Raw genomic sequence first — 18,820 nt, 5'->3', positions numbered from 1 at the left:
GTTCGACGATCGATGAATGAAAGAGATAGAGCATGGTTTTTCGAAAAGAAATGCTGAGCCCTCCACCGTGGCAGGACTATGAATCGAATTTTGGAGAGCTGATCCAGGGGAGCGGGCTCGGCCGGACCATGTCCGACCTGGGCAGTCTGCTCGATGGGCCTTCCCCCCTCGCCGGAGATCCGGCGATGCGGACATTGTCGGATCTCGTCGGACTGCTGCCCGCCTCCGGTCTTTCCCTCGATCAGGGCGAGCTGTTGAGCCAGCTGAATTCACTGTCGAATGCGTTGAGCGGCGGGATGATTGCGGCGGCCGGTGAGGCCGGTGGACGCATGGGGGCCGCCCTGGGCGCAGCGATCGGCCCCGCCCTCGGTGGCATCGGCGCGGCTACCGGTCCCACCAGTCAGTCAACAGCTTCGGTCCCATCGGGCCGTGCATTCTCGTCGAACCCCGAGAGAAGCCAGGGGTATACCCGCGGCTTCTCCGGTTCACGAGGGTCGGGCGGTAGTCCTTACCTCGCTCCGTCCGTTGGAGCACCTGCCGGTCCCGCCGCCAATCTGCCCGGCGAGCCCGCTCATCCGCTCGCTCCCGGTCGAGGTGATAGGCGGCCGAGGGTCCTGTCGCAGGGAGGCGACTTCTCGCTGCCCAGCTTGGTTGATCCATTCCGGGTGAATCCACTTCTGGCTGTCGGCGACTCACCAGGTCCTGGCTTGCCTTTCGCCCGGATACCCGCACCGCTGGCCATTCAGTCGGGCAACGCTCCTGCTCCGACGCTCGGGTCTTCCTTTCTGGAACTCGGGGCCCAACTGGGCTCGACTCTGCTCGGTGATTCCACTGCGGCGCCTCAGCAAGCCCCCGGCGCCGGGCAAGGTGGTTGGCAAGGTTTCGATCAAAACGGCTTGGCGTCGGCCGGAATTCAGGGCGCCATCTCCGGTGTGATGCAGGGTGGCCTCGTCGGCGGGATCAAGGGTGCGATCAGCGGTACCGCCTCGGCGGCCGGTGGTCAGATCGGCACCGCCATCGGTGCGGCGATCGCGCCGGCGTTGGGCCCGGCCGCACCTTTGGCGCCGATCATCGGCGGAATGTTGGGCTCGACAATCGGTTCGACGGCTGTGGAGGCCGTCATGAAACCGGTTGAACAGGTCGCCAACTATGCCGGTCAGACCGCGAAGGAAGTAATCGGCAGCGGCTTCGGCCTGGTCGATCTGGCCAATGGCCCGGGCGGACATACCGCACGGGGAGATATCTACAACTTCAACGGAATGGACCCGAAGAGCGCCGCGATCGCGGTGGAGCGGGTCCATAGGCGCCGCACAGTGGCGCAGCAACGCGGAGGAGGGCTCGGTCGGTGAGCCGGCAACTACTCGAAACATATGACACCAAGGTCGTCGTATGGGATGTCAATGGCCGTGTGTGGCATATCTCCGGGGCCAACGCCGGGCGCGAGGGGGTGCGGCTGTCCAAACAGTCGGGCTACATGTTCGCTCCCGTGCAACTACTCGTTTCCGAGGGCGCCCGTCAGGACGGCGCGACATTCCTTCGCTCGGTGCGCTCGAAGAAGGCATGGGACTTTGTCGCAGTGATCTCAGGCGGCGCGAAAACCGGTGCGGTGGACCCGATTCCGGACTTCTACGCCGTGCATGATGCATGGTTCCGGGGCTGGTCGACCGATATTCCGGTCACGGTCGGCACCTTCACACGGCATCAAGGTTGGCGGTTTCAGCGGGCACAGCTGGAGGCCGCGCCGGAGCCGATCGGCGATGTAGACCCGGCTCGCAACGCGGTTGTGCTGTACAAGATGTCGGCCGCCGCCATGGACCCCCTCGAACACCACTTCGAGGAGACCTTCGTCTGGACCAATACCGCCGGTCGCGATCAGGGCATCGTTCGTGCTCGCAATGCCGCCGATCAGCCGGCCTGGCCGCGCTACACCATGAATGGTCCGGGGCAGTGGGAGATTCAGGATCCGGTCGGTGGCGCCACTCCTCGGCCGCCGGTGCAGACGCCCCGGTTGGGGCCGGGGGAGACGTTGCGGATCGATACTCATCCGCGGCACCGGACCGCGCGGCTGTACACGGACGATGGTTCGGAACCCAGGAATGTCTGGGGTCAGTTGGCCGGTCGGCGCTGGCTCGCGGCGCTGCCGCCGTGGAGTTCCACCGATCTCACCGTGAAGGTCGATGGTGGTAACGCTCGGTCGAGTGTGATCGTGTCGGTCACGCCGCGATCGTCGAGGCCGTTCTGATGGCCGCGCCGACGTGGGATCCGCATGCCGAATCGCAGCGGATGGACGGGATCGCCCGGGACGAACAGGAGCGACTGCGCAATCCCGAAGTGCTGGTGCGCTTCTGGGACAAGTTCATGCAGGAGGTGGGTGAGGAGCACACTTATCTGTCGCTGGAATTCACCTATCCACGCAATGCCGCGGGCGGGTTGAAGATGATCTGCCCGCGGGACATGGTGCACTTCGATCATCTGTTCAACAACACCGAGGACGGTGCGAACGCCACCATCCCGATTACGGTGAACACCAGGGGTTTTCGCTGGGACGGGTACGTCACCAAGGCGTCCATCGTGCGCGATGAGAACGGTGTGGAGACCGTCGACATCGAGGCGATCCACTGCTGGAATCACATCTCGACCATCTGCTGCTGGGCCTCGCCGTTCGCACCGATCCTCGCGCAGTTCCCGCGCCATATGATCGGTTTCGGTCCGGTGCGGACCCTGGTCACCTCTTATCTCATGGCCAACCTCATGCGCCTGCAGCGGCCGGGCTGGGTGCCGCCGAGCCTGGAGAGCGATCCGCGTTGGGGCGGGATCGGCAATGCGCTGTTCCCGATCGCCGTCGTGCCGGTGAAGGCCGAGACCGATACCAGCCGCTGGAGCGCGGCATCGGCCCGATTCGATATGGCGGACAAGCTTTTCGAGCCCATGCTCGAGGATTCCGGCGTGATGTTGACCGCGCGGTTCTTCATTCCGGGCGAGGATGAACAGCCCGCACCGGAGTGGTTCTACCTCGACCGCCCGACCGTGGTGCTCGATACCGTCGACAAGTCGGGTGTGACGGGTCGAACCGGCACCCTGCTCGACGGAATCACCTCGTGGCTCGAGGAATTCGCCGATGACGGCACCACCCCGGTGCGGTATCCGAACTTCAACTCGACCCACGAATACGAGGCCGTCTACGGGCAGCCCGGCAAGTTCGGCACCTTCAAGAACTTCCCCTGGGTCTGGTACTTCGAGGGCGAATACTCCGGCATCGGGGCATCGGAGGTCGCGCTGCACAAGCCGACCGCCACCGACATCATCGTCGGCGGCCGATCGCCCGGCTGGGTGAATGCCGGTATCGAGGTGGTGATCAAGGGGCTGTTATCGCTGATCGGCCTGGGCTGGCTGTATCGCGGCCAGCTCAACGACGTCTTCCTGGCCTGGAATGTGTATCGGGATATGGATCGGGTGAAGAAAGCCGGTCCCTATGCGTTCCGAGAGCTGTACATCACCGGGAGCGATAAGGCGTTCAATCTCGACGGTCTGGTCGCGGCCCGCCAGGGACTGCACCTGACCCGCGGCTACACCAGTCACAAGGTCACTGTCGAAGATAACGCGCCCTACATCCTCGGCCAGGATTTCGGCCTCGGCGATCAGATCGGATTCGCGATGGATCAGCTGGTCTTCACCGATTACGTGACCGAACTGACCTTCACCGACGACCGCGAGACCGCGGCGAGGTGGCAGATCACCGTGGGCGACGGTTCCGATGAAGAGGATTCGATCGTCAAGGCCTGGCAGCGGCTGGGCCGGGTCGCCCGCGCGGTGAAGGATCTGTCCACCGATGTCGGCGCCGATCTGGATCTGCTCATCTTCTGACCTCTCGCAGGAGGAGTAAAAACCATGGGGGACATCAGTTTTCCCGCTCATATCAGCGTGCGGCGCGAACGGGACACCGACGGTTTGCCCATTCTCGCCACACACGTCGACATCTCGGGCGAGGTGGCCGGGCTCGACCTGCCCACAGGCCCGCTCGGCCCGAAGGGACAGCGCGGTACGCCGCGCACCACATTCCGGAAGATGGGCGAAATCGCCGGTGTCGCAGCACGTCCCACCAGTCTGGGACCCGCCGACCGCGGCAAGTGGTGGCATCGACTCGACGACAACGGCATGGACGTCTGGACCGGAAGCGGTTGGCAGCATTCGACGAATGCCGTCGGGCCGCGGGGTCCGGTGGGTCCCGCTCTCTCGATTACCGATATCGACACGCTCAACGATCCGAATCTGACCACCGGGGCCGTGCAGTTCATCGGCAGCGGTGCGCAGCAATCGCTGAAAGTGACCGTACCCGCGGGCCAAGCGGGGCCGCAGGGGCCGCCGGGAAGTTCCGGAAAGATCAACGAGGCAACGGATTTCGACGCCACCACCGATGGACCGGTCCACGGATCCGTCTTCGCCTACAGTCGCGCGGGCGCCAAGTTCCACGCCACTCCGCCGCCGCTCGGCGCGGGGCCGTGGGGGTGGACCGGACCCGGTGACTTCGGCGCCAAACAGGAAGCGTCGACGTCCCAACTGATCGTGGGGACGTTCACCGTTCCCGCCCTGCCGTACGCCTGGCGACCGGTGGTCCAAGGGCAGCTCTGGGTCTACTCCGTCAACAACAGCAGACAGAGTGCGGTGGCCACGGTCCGACTGTTCCACTCGCAAGGCCCGGTGGTGGGCGCATCGGTGGGTGTCGCAGGCCCCGAATACTTCTACCTATCGATCTTCCAGTCGTACCGCGACGAGCAGTCGACCAAGACGCTGGCGCCGTCGTCGACCTATGCCAAAGTCGCGGCCGGAGAGTCGGCGACGCTGGTCGTGTCGGCCGAACGAGACGGCACCGGTACCGACAACATCGGCGTGAATCCTTCGGACGCGTCGCTCATCGTTTACGCACAGCCCCTCTGAAGGAGGTGACATGTCCACTGTTGGTGAATACTTCGATTCGACGCTGATCCGCGGAATCGACGAAGGGATCGGCACGCCCGGGTTGGTGCAGTCCATGCACGCCACGCCCCGAGATGGCTCGTTGGAACTGCTGACGGGAACGCCGGGGAAGCAGGGGCCCGCCGGGGAACCCTGTCACTCGTTCCGCTGGGAAGGCGATATCGCCGACCAGGCCGCGCTGTCAGCGTTGGCCACCAAGCTCGGCCCAGCCCACGCCGGTAAGGCGTGGCGCGTGAGGTCCACCGATACGCTCGTCTACTGGAACGGCAGCGGTTTCGATACCTTCGCCGATGCGTTCGGTGCGGTCGGACCGGACGGAACCGCGTGCACGATCACGCTCGGCACCGTCACCACCGGCCCCGTCGGCTCGAAGCTACAGGCCATCGTGACCGGAACGCCACCGAACCTGACGTTGAGTCTGACGGTACCGCGTGGTGTGAAGGGCCGCCGAGGCAATCCCGGTGGGCCCGGCCCGATTCGACGTGCGGGCGACTATGCGGACGCCACACACATCGATCGAGCGGTCCCGACGTGGGATGCCGCAACGCAGAAATGGCGTCCGCGACCCGATCCGGGTCTGCGGGGCCCCTGGTCCCTCGTCGGGTCGCAGGCATGGGACGGCGGCAACGGTTTCGCCCCCTCGCAATGGAATGTGTCCGCGAGCCCGATGACGGTGGCACGGTTGTCGATCCCCGCGCAGGACTGCGACTGGCGGCCGGTGATCGCCGGCGGCGTCTTCTTGGCGAACCTGGAGGGCCCGAACAGCTTCAAGACCCGGGTCGACTGCGAGGTCCGGATGGGTTCGGAGAGCGGCCAGATCGTCGCGTTGGGTACGGGGTTTCCGGGCAGCGTCGATATCTTCTGCTGCTTCCAGGAGTACTACGGCACTCGAGTCACACCCGACAGCACCATCGGCGTCGTACCGGCCGGGCAGCCCGCGGTGTTCTACGTCGTGGTGCGTCGCAGTGTGGGCCAGGCCAATTACAACTATGCGCAGACGGACACTCAGCTCCTCTGCTGGGCAAGACCGGTCGGCCTGCCGGTCGCACCGTAGGCCGTCGGGGCTCGAGTACGAAAGACAGCACAGTGACTGATACACCCATCATCCACGAAAACGACGTGATGATCAGCATGCGGGGCGTCGCGGACTCGATCGGACTGCCGCACACGGTAAATCCGGTCGAACTCGTGGACCGCGACATGCTGATCGAACTGCGCCAGGGTCCGGCCGGACCGATCGGACCCGACGGCGCTTCGGCCTGGCCCTGGGATTGGCAGGGCGATATCGCCGATCAGGCCGCGCTGCAGGCACTGCGCCTCGGCGCGGCCGATGTCGGCAAGGCCTGGCGGGTCGTCTCCGACAACGCGATCCACTATTGGACCGGGGTCGGATTCATCCCGTTCGCAGAAGCTTTCGGCCGTCCGGGCGCGACCGGCGCAACGACCCGGTTGGTCGGCGCCGCCACTACTGTCCCGGCCGGTGCTGCCGCCGCGGCCGAGATCACCGGCGATGCGCCACGGCAACAGTTGCGAATCGTCTTCCCGCGCGGTGACATCGGCGATCCTGGCGATCCCGGCCAGGCTGGTCGCATCCAGGACGCCGCCGACGTGCTCATCGACGATCAGCACCGGCTCGCCCAGGATTTCGTCCTCGCATGGGACGCCGCGCGCCAGAAGTTCGTGCCCAGGCCGAGTCCGAAGCTGGGCGGACCGTGGGCGATCGGACAGGGCCAGTTCGCCGGCGGCGCCCATCTGAGCGACGAGAAGAAGTTGCTGGCGACGATCACCATTCCGGCCCAGCCGATGGATTGGCGGCCCGTGGTGGGCGGGTGGATCCAGGTGCGCACCGAAGGCAGTGCGGGGCAATCGAGATGCGACGTCTCGGTCTCTATCGGCAACATCGATGGTGAACGCATCGGTTACGGGCACGGTAGCGCCTCGCCTATCTGGGGAAGTGTCAGCATCTGCGCCGACTACACGAACCCCGTCCAGCCGGGCTCCCGAACCGGTGTGGTGGCCGCGAACCAGACCGCGACGCTCTATGTCGCCGCACGTCGCACGCTCGGCACCGCGCGCTACACCGTCCGCACCGACGACGCCCAACTCATCGTGTACGCGCTGCCGGTCTGACATCCACTGCGGCACAATCGTTTTAGAAAGGCATACTCTCATGGCCGATCTGCTCCCCTTGAAATACGGAAAGGTCGTCGGGCGCTTTCTCGCGAATATCGCCGACGGGCCCCTGGTCGGTGACCTTCCCGAATTCCCCGCTCTGAGCGGCACTCTCACCTTCACCGCCGCCGCGCCGAAGGTGCTGGTGGCCGGCGCACAACCGCCCGTGACCTATGTCCAGCTGCCCACCCACTACGTCTGCGAGCTGGACCAGTTCGGCTACATCACCTGGCGTGGCCAGCGCGGTATTCGCCTCGTCGCACCGAGTAAGGACACCAATCCGGCCAACTGGACCTGGCAGGTGACATTCGATCTGTATTACGAGGGTGAACGAGTTCCCATGGACCCGTTCAGCTTCACCGTCGGTGAGTACGTGCCTGGCCCGGACGCTGCCAATCCGGACGCGGGCTCGACGGGTCTGGTGGATCTGACTCTCGCCGCACCGGTGCCCGCCGCGCCGGGAACGGCCATAGTGCGCGGCGAGCGCGGCGCCGGGCTGCAGATCGACGGCCAGGTCGCGACCTACGACGTACTGCCCGCCTCGCCGAAGGAGGGCGCGCAGTACGTGGTTCAGGCCGATGGCCTGCTCTACGTCTTCCACACCGCGGGCGGCTGGACTCCGAGGGGCCAGGGCATCGTGATCCGCGGCGCGGCGGGAACACCGGGAACGCCAGGATCCTCCGACTGGTCCGGAATCACCAACAAGCCGGCGACCTTCCCGCCCGCGATCGGCGGCACCGCGACCACGGCCGTGGCGGGCAACGACTCCCGGTTGTCCGACGCTCGAATCCCGTTGGCGCATACGCATTCGGTGAGCCAGCTCTCCGACGCCACCGCCACCGGCCGCGCGATCCTCACCGCGGCGGACACCACCACCGTGCGAACGGCCCTGGGCGCCATCGCCGATGGCGATGCCCGTCTCACCGATCCGCGCAAGCCGACGCCCGACGGCCAGGCCTATGACATCGCCTTCAAGTCCCACACCGGAACCCGTGCCGCCGGTACGGGAAACGTGATGCCGGAGGGGCTGCGGATCGAACGCAAGATCGCGGTCAGCTCGGTGACCTATCGCTGCGAGACCGCGGGCGGCGGCAATGTGGTCGTCGAATTGCGGCAGAACGGCAATGCCGTGCCGAATTCGTCGGCGACCATCGTCCCGGCGAATCAGACCGGCGATACGACGATCACACCGGCCACGCCCTGGACGTTCCTGCCCAGCGATCGGCTCACGGTGAACATCACCACCCTCGACAGCTCGGCCGGCAAAGGCTTGCAGGCCAGTCTCAAAGGGGTGACCGCCTGATGTCGTTGACGGTTGTGGCGGGGAATCCGATCGTGCCGTTTCCTCCGGTCGGCATGATCAAGAGCGGTTCGCAGCAGATGACATCGAACTGGCAGCCGGTCACGAACTGGATCGCCGACACCACATTCCCCGATTCGGTCGTGACCGGATCCAACAGTGAGCAGCTGCAGATCCAGGGTGCGAATCCGGTCGCGACGATCCAGGTCAACCTGCCGTTCGCCGGGGGTAAGGCCGGATTACAAGGCATTTCGCAGCAGGCGCGAGTGAATGTCAACGGCACACGGGTGTACATCTGGGATCCGGTGTCGACCGTCTCGGGCACATTCGCGGTCACCACCCCCGCGAATGTCAATCCCGGCGATCGGATCACAGTGGAGGTGATCTGCTCGACCAGTATCGGCGGTGTGGCGTCGAGCGTGGTCGCCAACGGCGATACCTACGTCAAGGTCGCCTAATGCCACTACTGATCGTCGGTGCTCCTCCGGAAGTGCCGCCGGCCCCGACGCTGACCCCGATGGGTATGAACAAGGCGGGCCAGAATCAACAGGTGGATTCGTCGGGCGGGTCGGTGAAACTGACCCAGTGGACACCTCGGGACGGATATCCCGGGACCATCATCAGCCCACAGTCGGAATTGCTGCCCAACGGCTCCGGCTCGGTGGTCGTGCACTGCGGTATTCAGCTCGAGCTCGGCTGGAACGACCTCACGGCGCCCTTGGTCGTCGAACTGATGTACAACGAGTCCCCCTTCGCCAGGGACCAATTCCGAACCGGCCAGGCCGCGCTGGTCTTGAAGGACGCTCCCCTGACCGTCGCGCCCGGTGGCCGGATCTGGGTTCGAATGAGCACCACCGCGACGTTGCGCAAGGCCCAGGTGTTGCCGGGCGCGAATACCTATGTCGCCTACGATCCCGCCTGATCGAAACGCATAGCGGCCCGGACCGGAAAGTTCAGCGCCAGAGCAGGGTTCGGTGGCGTAATCCGCCCGTCAGTTGGCCGACGGTAATGCCCATGAGCAGTCCGCGTTCCTCGCGGACGAGGCAAGGGTTGATCGTGAGTACGGCCAGGGTCAGCAGGAGTAGGGGAAAGCGGATGGCGGGCAGGCCGTTTCCCGGGAATTCGGCGTGTAGCCGGGCCAGGCCGATGCCGCGGGCCCGGCCCTGCCGGTAACCCGCGCGGAACTCGGTGCGGTAGCGGTATGCCACCAATGCGGTGGGGAGATAGCCGACTCGGTAGCCGGACAGGCTTGCCCGCCAGCCGAATTCGACATCCTCGTTGGCCGCGTAGGTGATGTCCAGGCCGCCCAGTGCGCGATAGGCCTCGGTGCGGCAGGCCATGCTGCAGCCGACCAGGGTGGGGGCGACCACACCCTGGGGCTGGAACTGGTCGGGGGCGGGGATCTCGGCGGCCTTGCGCGGGTTGGCCGTGTTCAGGGTCGAGCCTTCGACGGCCGAGCTGACGATGTCGTATCCGTTGTCGAGAAAGGCGATCAGGCTGCTCGCCCAGTCCGGGTACACCCGATCATCGTGATCGCAGAAGAGCAGGATTTCCCCGGTGGCCTGGTCGGCTCCGGCATTGCGGGCGTGCGATGCGCCGCGGGTCGCGGAGGCATCGGCGTAACGGAGATCGAGCCGGGCCCGCAAGGGACTTCGGGCCAGATGGGTGCGCAGGTCGATGGGTGAGCCGTTATCGGCGACGATGACTTCCATCGGACCCGGATAGTCCTGATCGGCCAGTGCGTGCAGCTGCTCGTCGAGATATGCCACGCCTGCCGCAGTGTGCACATGGGCCGGAATGACGACGGATATGGCTGTCGAAGTCACGGTGCATCCTGTTGTTCGAATCGGCAGGGCGACGTCGCGTGAGCGAGGATCCCGCCCCTCGTGCGGGGAGCTTGCCGGAAAGCCCGGATCTTTGCAACTGGAGGTTTCGGCCGCCGCGGTGCGGGAAAACTGATCGGGGTCGGTGAGTCGTCCTTGTGGGTACACCGCACAATCGCGCCCGCAATGCGGCAGGAAGGCATTAGAGATAAGATCGTGATGGCCGCACTCGGCGTTACGAAGAATGGCTTGTGATCTAAATCTCAAATTAGCCCGCTGATTGCTCCCGGCCTGCCTGAAGGCTGGCGTCGATGATGACAATCGACTCGGCGGAGTCGGTTCGGCCGCTTGGTGCGAGCGCATGATCGCAGCTATCGTTTGCGCGCGGGGGTCGGTGCGCTGCCCCTGCGGTCGCGAGGCGGCGAAAAGTGAAGCTTCCGTGGTGGAATACCCGTTACCGAGCCGCTATCGATGTGCGATTCGTTCAGCGGATTCCTTGATAGGAATTCGTTCGGACGGCGTGATAGGAATTCGATGTCGATAGCGCATCGCTGCCGGCCAGCGAGTCCGCATTCGGGTGCGGTGCTCGCGGGAGGATCCAATCGAGGGGATATGTTCCTGCAGCGGCGGCAGTACGCCGAAGCCTGCCAACCCTGCCGCTGGCAGTTCACGGGAACCATCGGCCTCACCTCGGGGGAGGTGGGGTAGTTCTCGACAGTTGATCTCCACACCGACTCCCCTGCAGGAGGACTGCCCTCGCCGCTCATGCGGCGAGGGCAGTTTTTTTTATGTATTCATCTCCCCGAGCGGTCCCTCACCCATGCGCCCGCTCGGCGGCGTCGATCAGATCTGTTGCCAGAGGGCCGGAGTCGACGGTGGAGTCCACCCGTCCTGGGCCGTATGGGGCTGCAGGCAGCGGTACCGGACGCCGTCGTAACTCACGATGTCACCCGTGGCGTATGTCGTGCCCGATTTCCATTGCTGGGCCGGGGGATTGGGGTTGGTCGTAGGCGGCGGGGTCGTCGTGGTGGGTGGCGGTGTCGTGGTCGGTGGCGGTGTCGTGGTCGGTGGCGGCGTGGTGGTGGGTGGGGTTGGGCCGCTGCCTATTTGGAGGTCCACGCAGGAGTAGAAGGCGTTGGGGGTGTCGGCGATGTTCCAGATGCCGATCAGTTTGTGGCGGCCGGTGAGGGAGCCGAAATTCACTGTGTGAGTGACAGTTTGGTCGGGTTGGCGACCGCCGCCGTCGACCGTGGTGACGCGCTGGCCGTCGACCCAGTACTCCCAGTCTGTCGTCGCATGCCGCGCGGTGAAGGTCCAGGTGAAGTCCATCGAGTCGCCGACCGGATAGACCTGCCAGGGCTTGGTATCGTCGTCCAGGTCGGCCCAGCGGGAATCGCCTGCGCTGCAATTGAGTTGGCCCTTCGGGCCCTCCACGCTCTGGGGTTCGTACTTGATCGGGCCGCAGGGTAGTTGGTTCTGCGCGCATTGAGCCTGACGGCTCGCGGGCGAGGAGATGTAGCCGTGTGCGCTCGCCTGACCGGCGGGTAGGACGGCGACGAGTAGCGGCGCCAGACCGGCGGCGCCGAGATACGACAGAATTCTCCGACGAGACATGGGGATGCTCCTTGCCGAGGTAAGGACGGCAGGGGCCGGCATACCGCCCCGATAGGGGTTCCGTTATCCGATCCGGATCGGCTAGAAGTGAAAGAGGACATAACGGTAAGCCCGTCGGCCGGAGTCGGTCAACCTTCCAGAAGGAAGTAGCCACGGCGTGTTTGAGCCACCCCGGTCGGTCGGTTTCTTAATACGATGTCGATCGAAATACGTTCTGCCCCAATCGATTTCGATCTCGTTCCATCATATGGGGCGGTGGTGCGGAAGGGTAGCCTCGCGCTCATCGAGCCGACCGGTCCGATGCTCGGGAATTCCATCCGGAAGCTTCGCAAACTCCTGGCAATAGAACCGGCGGGACCTGCTCGGCGGGCCCGGAAAACGCCGAGGGCGGTGCGGCCAACTTCTGGCAACACCGCCCTCGGGCGTCACTACGAGGTACTCAATCCTTACGGCCCGGCGCCTTGGCTCCGGATTTGAAGCCGAGTCCACCCGGCTTGGCCGCCGGGGGCTTCGGTGCGCCGTTGCCGGTGGCCGGGGCCTCGGTCGCCTCGGTGGCCTCATCCGATGCGGGAGTGGCCGGAGCCTCCTCGCTCACAACGGGTTCGGTGGCGGCCGGTTTCGGCGCGCCCGGCGCCTTCGGGCCCGGACGCTTGAAGCCGGACTTCATCGCCAGCCCCTTCGGGGCGACCGTGGGCTTGGACTCCGTGGCGGTCTCGGCCGAAGCCGTTTCCGCCGCGGTGGTCTCGGGCTGCGCGGCAGGCGTTTCCGTGGCCGGAGCGGCCGCGGCGGGCTTCGCGCCCGGTGCCTTCGCCGGACCCTTCATGGCAAGGCCACCGGGCTTGGCCGCGGGCGTCGCGGGGGTCTCGGTACTCTCGCCGGCCGGAGCGTCGGCCTGGGCTCCGGGGGCCTTGGCGGCGCCCTTCATCGACAGTCCCTTACCGCCCGGTGCCTTCGCGGGGCCCTTCATGGCCAGCCCCTTGCCCGCGGCCGGAGCCGACTTCGGTTCCGCCGCAGGGGTTTCGGCCGCGGGTGCCGTCGGCGCGGGCTTCGGCTCGGGTTCGGCCTCGACCCGCTTCGGCTCCTGGATCACCTTCAGGTTGGCCGACAGTGTCGCGGGTTCGACCCGCTCGATGGCATTGAGCATCAGCTGCGCCACGTCGACGACCTCGACGGCCTGGCCGACCTCGCCGGAATCCTTACGCGCGGTGACGCCGTCGGTGAGCATCACGCGGCAGAACGGGCAGCCGGTGGCGATCAGCGAGGGGGAATTGCCGCCGTCCAGGGTGGCCAGCGCCTCGTCGGTGCGGTCGAGATTGACGCGCTTGCCGAGCTGCTCCTCCATCCACATGCGCGCGCCGCCGGCGCCACAGCACATGGAACGTTCGCCGTGGCGCGGCATTTCGGCCACGGCCGCGCCGGAGGCGGCCATCAGTTCGCGGGGCGCGTTGTAGATCTTGTTGTGGCGGCCCAGATAGCAGGGGTCGTGATAGGTGACCTTCTCCGACACCGGCGACACCGGCACCAGCTGCTTCTGCCGCACCAGGCGGTTCAGCAGCTGCGTGTGGTGCACGACCTCGTAGGTGCCACCCACCTGTGGATACTCGTTGTTCAGCGCGTTGAAGCAGTGCGCACAGGTGACGACGATCTTCTTCTTGGCCTGCTCGACGCCCTCGAATACCGAGTTCAGCAGTTCGATGTTCTGCGTCGCCAACTGCTGGAACAGGAATTCGTTACCCGCGCGCCGGGCCGAATCGCCGGTGCAGGTCTCCTCCTGGCCGAGCACCATGAACTTCACGCCCGCGGTGGCCAGCAGCTCGGCGACCGCCTTGGTGGTCTTCTTGGCGCGGTCCTCGTAGGCGCCCGCACAGCCGACCCAGAACAGGTATTCGTAGCCGTCGAAGGTCTCGGCGTCCTGGCCGAAGACCGGAACCTCGAAGTCCACCTCGGAGATCCAGTTGAGCCGGTCCTTGGCGTTCTGACCCCAGGGGTTGCCCTTGTTCTCCAGATTCTTGAACAGGCCCGCCAGCTCGGAGGGGAACTCCGATTCGATCAGCACCTGGTAGCGGCGCATATCGATGATGTGGTCGACGTGTTCGATATCGACCGGGCACTGCTCCACGCACGCACCACAGGTCGTGCAGCTCCACAGCACCTCGGGATCGATGATGCCGTGCACATCCTCGGGCCCGACCAGCGGACGCTCGGCCTCGGCGCGCGCGGACTCGGCGATCTTCGCCAGCGCGGCCTCGTCCGGCTTGCCCTCGGCATCGACCAGACCGACCTCGTCGCCGCCCATATCTTTGCGGCCGCCCGCGAGCAGATACGGGGCCTTGGTCACGGCGTGGTCGCGCAGCGACATGATCAGCAGCTTGGGCGACAACGGCTTTCCGGTGTTCCACGCCGGGCACTGGCTCTGGCAGCGACCGCATTCGGTGCAGGTGGTGAAGTCCAGCCAGCCCTTCCAGGAGAAGTCCTCGATGCGGCCGGCGCCGAAGGTGTCGTTATCGGGATCGGCGGTCTCCATATCGATCGCCTTGCCCTGGGACATCATCGGCTTGGCCGCGCCCAGTGCGACGCCGCCGTCGTCCTCGCGCTTGAAGTAGATATTGGGGAACGCCGCGAACCGGTGCCATGCGACACCCCAGTTGATATTGCGGCCGACCAGCAGCAGGAACGAGCTGCCCGAGACCATCTTGACGAACGCGAATACCGCGACCATCCCGACGCTGGAGGGCAGCAGCTTGGCGACCTGCATGGTGAAGAAGTCGGTCCACGCGGTCGACTCGCCGTAGGTGGCGATCTTGCCCGCCTTCACCAGGACCATGCCCAGGCCCTCGATGAGCACGATCAGCTCGATCGTGTAGGCCGGGCCGAACTTCGAACCGCTGAAGCGGGACAGGCGTTCCGGCACGCGCGGGTGGTTGAGCTGGCGAATGGCGATCAGCACGACGATGCCGATGACGGTGCCGATGCCGAGCAGCTCGTCCCACAGGTGATAGATGTGCCAGTCACCGAAGAACGGCCAGTGGAATTCGGGATCGAAGGTCTGTCCGTACGCCTCGAAGTACAGGATCATGCCGCCGAGGAAGCCGATCATGACCAGCCAGTGCGCCCAGCCGACCGTGCGGAACTTGTTCATCCGCGTATGCGCCAGGAACTCGACGATCATCGTCTTCAGACGCGGGAAGAATGGCCGCCACCGGTCCGGCGCGGGTTGTCCGATCATGATGGCGCGGGCCATCTTGCCGACGCCGCCGAAGAATGACGCCCAGCCTATGAGGCTGAACGCCACCCCAATCGTGCCCAGCGTCACTGTCAGGGCATTCATGTCGCGACCTTCCTTCGGTTCAACGAGCATTCGGTGGCAGGGCTGGTGCCACCGCGGTTGTTCGTATCCTAACGGGCAGTAAGTTACCCGCCGGTAACTTATCTGTCCATCATATGCGGGCCGATCGGCCCGCCACAGCTTGCGGGGGCTTGACCCACTCCGTATTGTGACCGCGCTCACGCGGTTTCCTGGGGATATGTGTGAGTGCGGTTCGCTATCACCGTAAAACCCGGCAAATGGAGTATTGAACCCAGGACATGCTTAGTTGGGTTGGCGGGAAACGGATCTCGCTTCTCGCCAGCTATTCGACTAGGCTCCAGTCGTCCTGCTTGCTGTGTGTGTCTTTACCCCGCTCGGGGAGGGTTCCCGCAGGTCTCCGACCTGAGGGATGCGTGGGCTCTCGCGGGGCGACGCGCGCGGCGAAACCTGATGATGGATTGGATAACCGAATGAAGTTCCGCAGAGGTACTGCGGTGGGCGCCCTGGTCATCGGCGCTATGACCGTTGGGCTGGGAACTGCCCACGCTGAACCAGCCGCTCCGGCCAAGGGCATCAACTACTCGGTCCTGCTGGTGGATGCGCAGCAGCCCGGAACGCCGAAGTCCGTGGTGACGCGCCTGCAGGGGGGAACGTTCCAGCTGTCCAAGACCGATGTCGCGGTCAAGCCCGGTGAAGAGGCGAAGCAGGTCGATACCGTCGATGTGCGCGATCCCGACGGCAAGACCGTGGTCACGCTGCCGCTGAGCTACAACTTCGCCGGCCAGCAGGTGCAGGTGAAGCCGGAGATCAAGGGCGAGGGCAAGGAGCTCGAGCTCACTCCGGACAAGACCGTGACGCCCGTGGCCGGCCAGCAGGTCGAGGCCCAGCAGGTCACGCGTGACGGCAACCGGATCGCACTCAAGGATGTCGCCTCCCCGATCGAGAATCAGCGGGCGATGAACGACTTCGCCAGCAAGTTCGGAATCGCCACGGCCATCGGTGGTTTCGTCGGCACCGCCATCGGCGCGGTCGTCGGCTGCGCCTTCGGCCTGCCGCTGTTCGGTGTCGGCTGTCTGGCGGGTCTTCCGCTGGGCGCGGGTATCGGCGGCATTCTGGGCACGATCGCCGTGGGCGGTCCCGCACTGATCGCCACCGCCGTCGACCTGGTCAACACCATGACCGCCGCCCCGGGCAGCACGCAGTGGAGCGATGAGGCCATGGCCAAGCAGCAGCAACAGCTGCAGCCGGCTCCGGCTCCGGCCCCGCAGAACTAGTCTGCGCCCGAGCCTTCCGCATCGAACGGCCCGTACTCGCGAGAGTGCGGGCCGTTGTCGTGTCTCAACTGGGCAATGTCGTTGAACCGCTGAACGATACCTCGCCCTGACGCCGGCCCAGCCGCCCGAACGAACGCTCGGATATCTGGAAGGAGCCGTCCTCGCGCACGAGCAGGACTGTGCTGCAACGTGTTCCGTGCACGGTGGCGGCGATGAAGCGGGCCGAGGCGGCGCGCTCCCGCCGACGCGACAGGCCGGTGTCGGGCAGCTGGTCGTCCGGGGCGATGGTGCGATCGGCCAGCACGCCGAAGTAGGCCGAGGTGTCGGCGGGGTCGGTGCGGATCACCTCGCGCAGCGCGGTCAGGCCGTCGCGTACCTTGGGCCAGGCCGGGGAGCCGGTATCGGTGCGAATGGCGATATCGCCGTGGATATCTCCCGAACCCAGCAGTGCGCCGTTGGACACCCCGTGCAGTCCGGGCAGGAGTTCGGTGGGGGTGAGTGTGCTGCGATTGCTGTGCCACCACAGCGATTCCAGATCCGAGACGACCAGGTTGTAGCCGTTGTAGTCGTCAGGGGCCGCGGCGAGCGTACGCACGAACTTCTCCGGGCCCTCGGCGCCGCGCAGTGAGTCCAGCAGCAGTGCGCCGCGGGATCGGGCGTCCGCGCGATTCTCGGCCGGATTGCGCACATTGGTCACCGTCGCGAACCGATGGGCGGCGGGCAGCCATCCCAGCCAGGTGCCGGGTGTGCGCGTCGCGTTGCCCAGATCCCGTCCGGCCAGCAATCCGGGTGTCTCGTCCCACCATCGCATGGGCTCGGTCGACCGGGTATAGAACTCGTCTCGATTGGCCGCCACGATCAGTCGATACTCCGGATGCGCGCGCCACCCGATCAACACCAGACACATGCCACCAGAATGCCCGGTGATTAGCCCGCCGGGAACAGCAGAGGCAGGAAAAGGGCCGACAGCGCGTGGCTGTCGGCCCTTTTCGCAGGAGCGCGGGTGTCAGTTGGTGCGGACCCGCAGCCCGGGGTTGTCGGAGAGGACGACGTTGACCGGCTGCGCGAACAGCTGGGGGGCGTCGCCGGTGATCATGCCGATCACCTCGGGGATGATGCAGTGCGGGTAGTCGGCGACCGAGGAGGCGCTGGAGATGCCCAGGGCCAGGGTGCCGGTGACGATCGGGCCGCCACTGTCGCCGGGCAGGGCGCAGATGTTGGCCGAGAACGACTGGGTCAGTTCGCGATCGCCGACCTGCACGGTCTGATCGACGGCGTTGACCACGCCGCAGCTGAAGCCGGTGCGCGCGCCCGACTTGCAGACCGGGGCGCCGACCACCGGATCGGCCACGCCGGTGATGGCGATGGGCGCCTGGCCCTGAACGCGAACCAGGTTGTTACCGAAGCGATCCCGGCTACCGTCGTTGATCGACACGATCGAATAGTCCTGGCTGCCCAGCACCGACTTCTGGAACGTGCCCAGCTGGTTGCCGAGGTGGTTGCCCGGCAGCAGCTCGAACATGCCCGGGGCGTTCGGGGTGCCCGCGGCCGGGATGTTCGGATCGCAGTGTCCCGCGGTGATGTTCACCGGGTTGTTGGCGCGGTCCAGGCCGTTGAAGCCGGAGGAGCAGATCAGCTGCATGCGGCCGGCCACCGACGCGTAACCGTCGCCGGCGGCCACCGCGCCGTTGCCCTGGCCCGCGATCGGCTGGGCGGCGTCGTCGGCCTGCTCCGGACCCACCGGCGCGGCGGGCATCACGATGACCCGGGCGGGATCGACGAAGCCGGGCATCTGCAGGCCGGCCTTGTCGACGCGCACGGCGATGCTGTTGTTCATGGTGTCGATCGCGACGCCGCGCACCGACTTGGCCACCGATTCCGGCTGACCCGAAAGCCATTGCTGGAAGGCGTTCTTCTCGCCGCGCAGCACGGTCTCGCTCTTGGCGACGTCCTTGACCTGGAAGCCGGCGTCCTGCGCGGCCTTGCGGGCCTCGTCCAGTCCCTGACCCTGGGTCAGCGCGATCACGGCATTGCCGGCGCCGTCCAGCCAGGAGCCCGCATAGGCCTGCGGATACTGCCGCTGGGCGCTGGTCGCGAAGGCGGCCACCTTCTGTGCGACATCGGCGCGGTGCAGGTACTCCTCGGGGGAGATCTTCAGGTCGCGCTGTACCGCCGCGATCAGTTCGGCCGGCAGATTCGGCGCCGGTGCGGGAGCCGGATCCGCGGACGCCGACCCCGCCACAGGGCCGAGGACCAGCATGGCAGCGGAGGCGACGACCGCCGCTGTGCGGAGACGGTTCCGCGGGCTCGATCCCGCGGCGGACAAACGGATGCGTGGCAGGAGCATGAGGCGACT

The 18,820-nt window shown here is 66.0% G+C and carries 15 protein-coding genes; 10 read left to right on the top strand and 5 right to left on the bottom strand.

Annotated features, from left to right (window positions below):
* The first annotated feature begins 32 nt into the window (after positions 1-32).
* The 9 genes from ACIA76_RS28550 to ACIA76_RS28510 are packed head-to-tail and all read left to right on the top strand — an operon-like array spanning position 33 to position 9,368.
* Positions 33-1,349: a hypothetical protein gene (locus ACIA76_RS28550; protein WP_397155956.1), complete on the top strand. Its 1,317-nt coding sequence runs from the start codon at positions 33-35 to the stop codon at positions 1,347-1,349.
* Positions 1,346-2,242, top strand: a complete 897-nt coding sequence (locus tag ACIA76_RS28545) for a phage tail protein (protein ID WP_397155954.1) — start codon at positions 1,346-1,348, stop codon at positions 2,240-2,242. Before ACIA76_RS28550 ends, ACIA76_RS28545 begins: the two co-directional genes overlap by 4 nt.
* Positions 2,242-3,864 carry a phage tail protein gene (locus ACIA76_RS28540; protein ID WP_397155952.1) on the top strand — a complete coding sequence of 541 codons (1,623 nt, stop codon included), beginning with the start codon at positions 2,242-2,244 and terminating at the stop codon, positions 3,862-3,864. Before ACIA76_RS28545 ends, ACIA76_RS28540 begins: the two co-directional genes overlap by 1 nt.
* A 24-nt stretch (positions 3,865-3,888) precedes the next feature.
* Positions 3,889-4,935: a hypothetical protein gene (locus ACIA76_RS28535; RefSeq protein ID WP_397155950.1), complete on the top strand. Its 1,047-nt coding sequence runs from the start codon at positions 3,889-3,891 to the stop codon at positions 4,933-4,935.
* Positions 4,936-4,945: 10 nt separating this feature from the next.
* Positions 4,946-6,028, top strand: a complete 1,083-nt coding sequence (locus ACIA76_RS28530) for a hypothetical protein (RefSeq protein ID WP_397155948.1) — start codon at positions 4,946-4,948, stop codon at positions 6,026-6,028.
* Between the two features lie 32 nt (positions 6,029-6,060).
* The gene (locus ACIA76_RS28525) at positions 6,061-7,104 is read left to right on the top strand and encodes a hypothetical protein (RefSeq protein WP_397155946.1); all 1,044 of its coding nucleotides are present in this window, start codon (positions 6,061-6,063) and stop codon (positions 7,102-7,104) included.
* A 40-nt stretch (positions 7,105-7,144) separates the two neighbouring features.
* Entirely contained in the window at positions 7,145-8,449 is a 1,305-nt protein-coding gene (locus tag ACIA76_RS28520; RefSeq protein WP_397155944.1) for a hypothetical protein, read from the top strand.
* On the top strand, positions 8,449-8,904 hold the full coding sequence (locus ACIA76_RS28515) for a hypothetical protein (RefSeq protein ID WP_397155942.1): 456 nt from the start codon (positions 8,449-8,451) through the stop codon (positions 8,902-8,904). The genes ACIA76_RS28520 and ACIA76_RS28515 overlap by 1 nt, the downstream gene beginning before the upstream one ends.
* Before the next feature lie 59 nt (positions 8,905-8,963).
* Positions 8,964-9,368: a hypothetical protein gene (locus tag ACIA76_RS28510; RefSeq protein ID WP_397155940.1), complete on the top strand. Its 405-nt coding sequence runs from the start codon at positions 8,964-8,966 to the stop codon at positions 9,366-9,368.
* Positions 9,369-9,399: 31 nt separating this feature from the next.
* Here the strand turns inward: ACIA76_RS28510 and ACIA76_RS28505 are convergent, their stop codons facing one another.
* The 3 genes from ACIA76_RS28505 to ACIA76_RS28495 all read right to left on the bottom strand — a co-directional run bounded on the left by ACIA76_RS28505 (position 9,400) and on the right by ACIA76_RS28495 (position 15,211).
* Complete coding sequence (locus ACIA76_RS28505) at positions 9,400-10,272, bottom strand: glycosyltransferase (protein ID WP_397155938.1); 873 nt, start codon at positions 10,270-10,272, stop codon at positions 9,400-9,402.
* 840 nt (positions 10,273-11,112) lie between these two features.
* Positions 11,113-11,883, bottom strand: coding sequence for a lytic polysaccharide monooxygenase (locus ACIA76_RS28500; RefSeq protein ID WP_397155936.1), 771 nt, complete (start codon positions 11,881-11,883; stop codon positions 11,113-11,115).
* A 439-nt stretch (positions 11,884-12,322) separates the two neighbouring features.
* The gene (locus ACIA76_RS28495) at positions 12,323-15,211 is read right to left on the bottom strand and encodes a heterodisulfide reductase-related iron-sulfur binding cluster (RefSeq protein ID WP_397155934.1); all 2,889 of its coding nucleotides are present in this window, start codon (positions 15,209-15,211) and stop codon (positions 12,323-12,325) included.
* A gap of 449 nt (positions 15,212-15,660) precedes the next feature.
* Here ACIA76_RS28495 and ACIA76_RS28490 point away from each other — a divergent pair, with 449 nt between their 5' ends.
* On the top strand, positions 15,661-16,464 hold the full coding sequence (locus tag ACIA76_RS28490; protein WP_397155932.1) for a hypothetical protein: 804 nt from the start codon (positions 15,661-15,663) through the stop codon (positions 16,462-16,464).
* A 64-nt stretch (positions 16,465-16,528) separates the two neighbouring features.
* On the opposite strand, the gene ACIA76_RS28485 is transcribed toward ACIA76_RS28490, so the two are convergent.
* Both ACIA76_RS28485 and ACIA76_RS28480 read right to left on the bottom strand, forming a co-directional pair.
* Positions 16,529-17,371, bottom strand: coding sequence for an NRDE family protein (locus ACIA76_RS28485; protein WP_397155930.1), 843 nt, complete (start codon positions 17,369-17,371; stop codon positions 16,529-16,531).
* Between the two features lie 99 nt (positions 17,372-17,470).
* Entirely contained in the window at positions 17,471-18,811 is a 1,341-nt protein-coding gene (locus tag ACIA76_RS28480; RefSeq protein WP_397155928.1) for a S1 family peptidase, read from the bottom strand.
* Between the last annotated feature and the right edge of the window lie 9 nt (positions 18,812-18,820).

It is taken from the genome of Nocardia sp. NPDC051570, from assembly GCF_044454005.1.
GTDB lineage: Bacteria > Actinomycetota > Actinomycetes > Mycobacteriales > Mycobacteriaceae > Nocardia.
The sequence above is the reverse complement of the archived record's forward strand: the minus strand, read 5'-3'. Positions and strand labels throughout refer to the sequence as shown.

Bases quoted from the DNA above. Each gene is read 5' to 3' on its own strand.
- ACIA76_RS28540 (WP_397155952.1), top strand. From the start codon at position 2,242: ATGGCCGCGCCGACGTGGGATCCGCATGCCGAATCGCAGCGGATGGAC.
- ACIA76_RS28530 (WP_397155948.1), top strand. From the start codon at position 4,946: ATGTCCACTGTTGGTGAATACTTCGATTCGACGCTGATCCGCGGAATC.
- ACIA76_RS28550 (WP_397155956.1), top strand. From the start codon at position 33: ATGGTTTTTCGAAAAGAAATGCTGAGCCCTCCACCGTGGCAGGACTAT.
- ACIA76_RS28515 (WP_397155942.1), top strand. From the start codon at position 8,449: ATGTCGTTGACGGTTGTGGCGGGGAATCCGATCGTGCCGTTTCCTCCG.
- ACIA76_RS28480 (WP_397155928.1), bottom strand. From the start codon at position 18,811: ATGCTCCTGCCACGCATCCGTTTGTCCGCCGCGGGATCGAGCCCGCGG.
- ACIA76_RS28485 (WP_397155930.1), bottom strand. From the start codon at position 17,371: ATGTGTCTGGTGTTGATCGGGTGGCGCGCGCATCCGGAGTATCGACTG.
- ACIA76_RS28510 (WP_397155940.1), top strand. From the start codon at position 8,964: ATGGGTATGAACAAGGCGGGCCAGAATCAACAGGTGGATTCGTCGGGC.
- ACIA76_RS28490 (WP_397155932.1), top strand. From the start codon at position 15,661: ATGAAGTTCCGCAGAGGTACTGCGGTGGGCGCCCTGGTCATCGGCGCT.
- ACIA76_RS28500 (WP_397155936.1), bottom strand. From the start codon at position 11,883: ATGTCTCGTCGGAGAATTCTGTCGTATCTCGGCGCCGCCGGTCTGGCG.
- ACIA76_RS28520 (WP_397155944.1), top strand. From the start codon at position 7,145: ATGGCCGATCTGCTCCCCTTGAAATACGGAAAGGTCGTCGGGCGCTTT.
- ACIA76_RS28535 (WP_397155950.1), top strand. From the start codon at position 3,889: ATGGGGGACATCAGTTTTCCCGCTCATATCAGCGTGCGGCGCGAACGG.
- ACIA76_RS28495 (WP_397155934.1), bottom strand. From the start codon at position 15,211: ATGAATGCCCTGACAGTGACGCTGGGCACGATTGGGGTGGCGTTCAGC.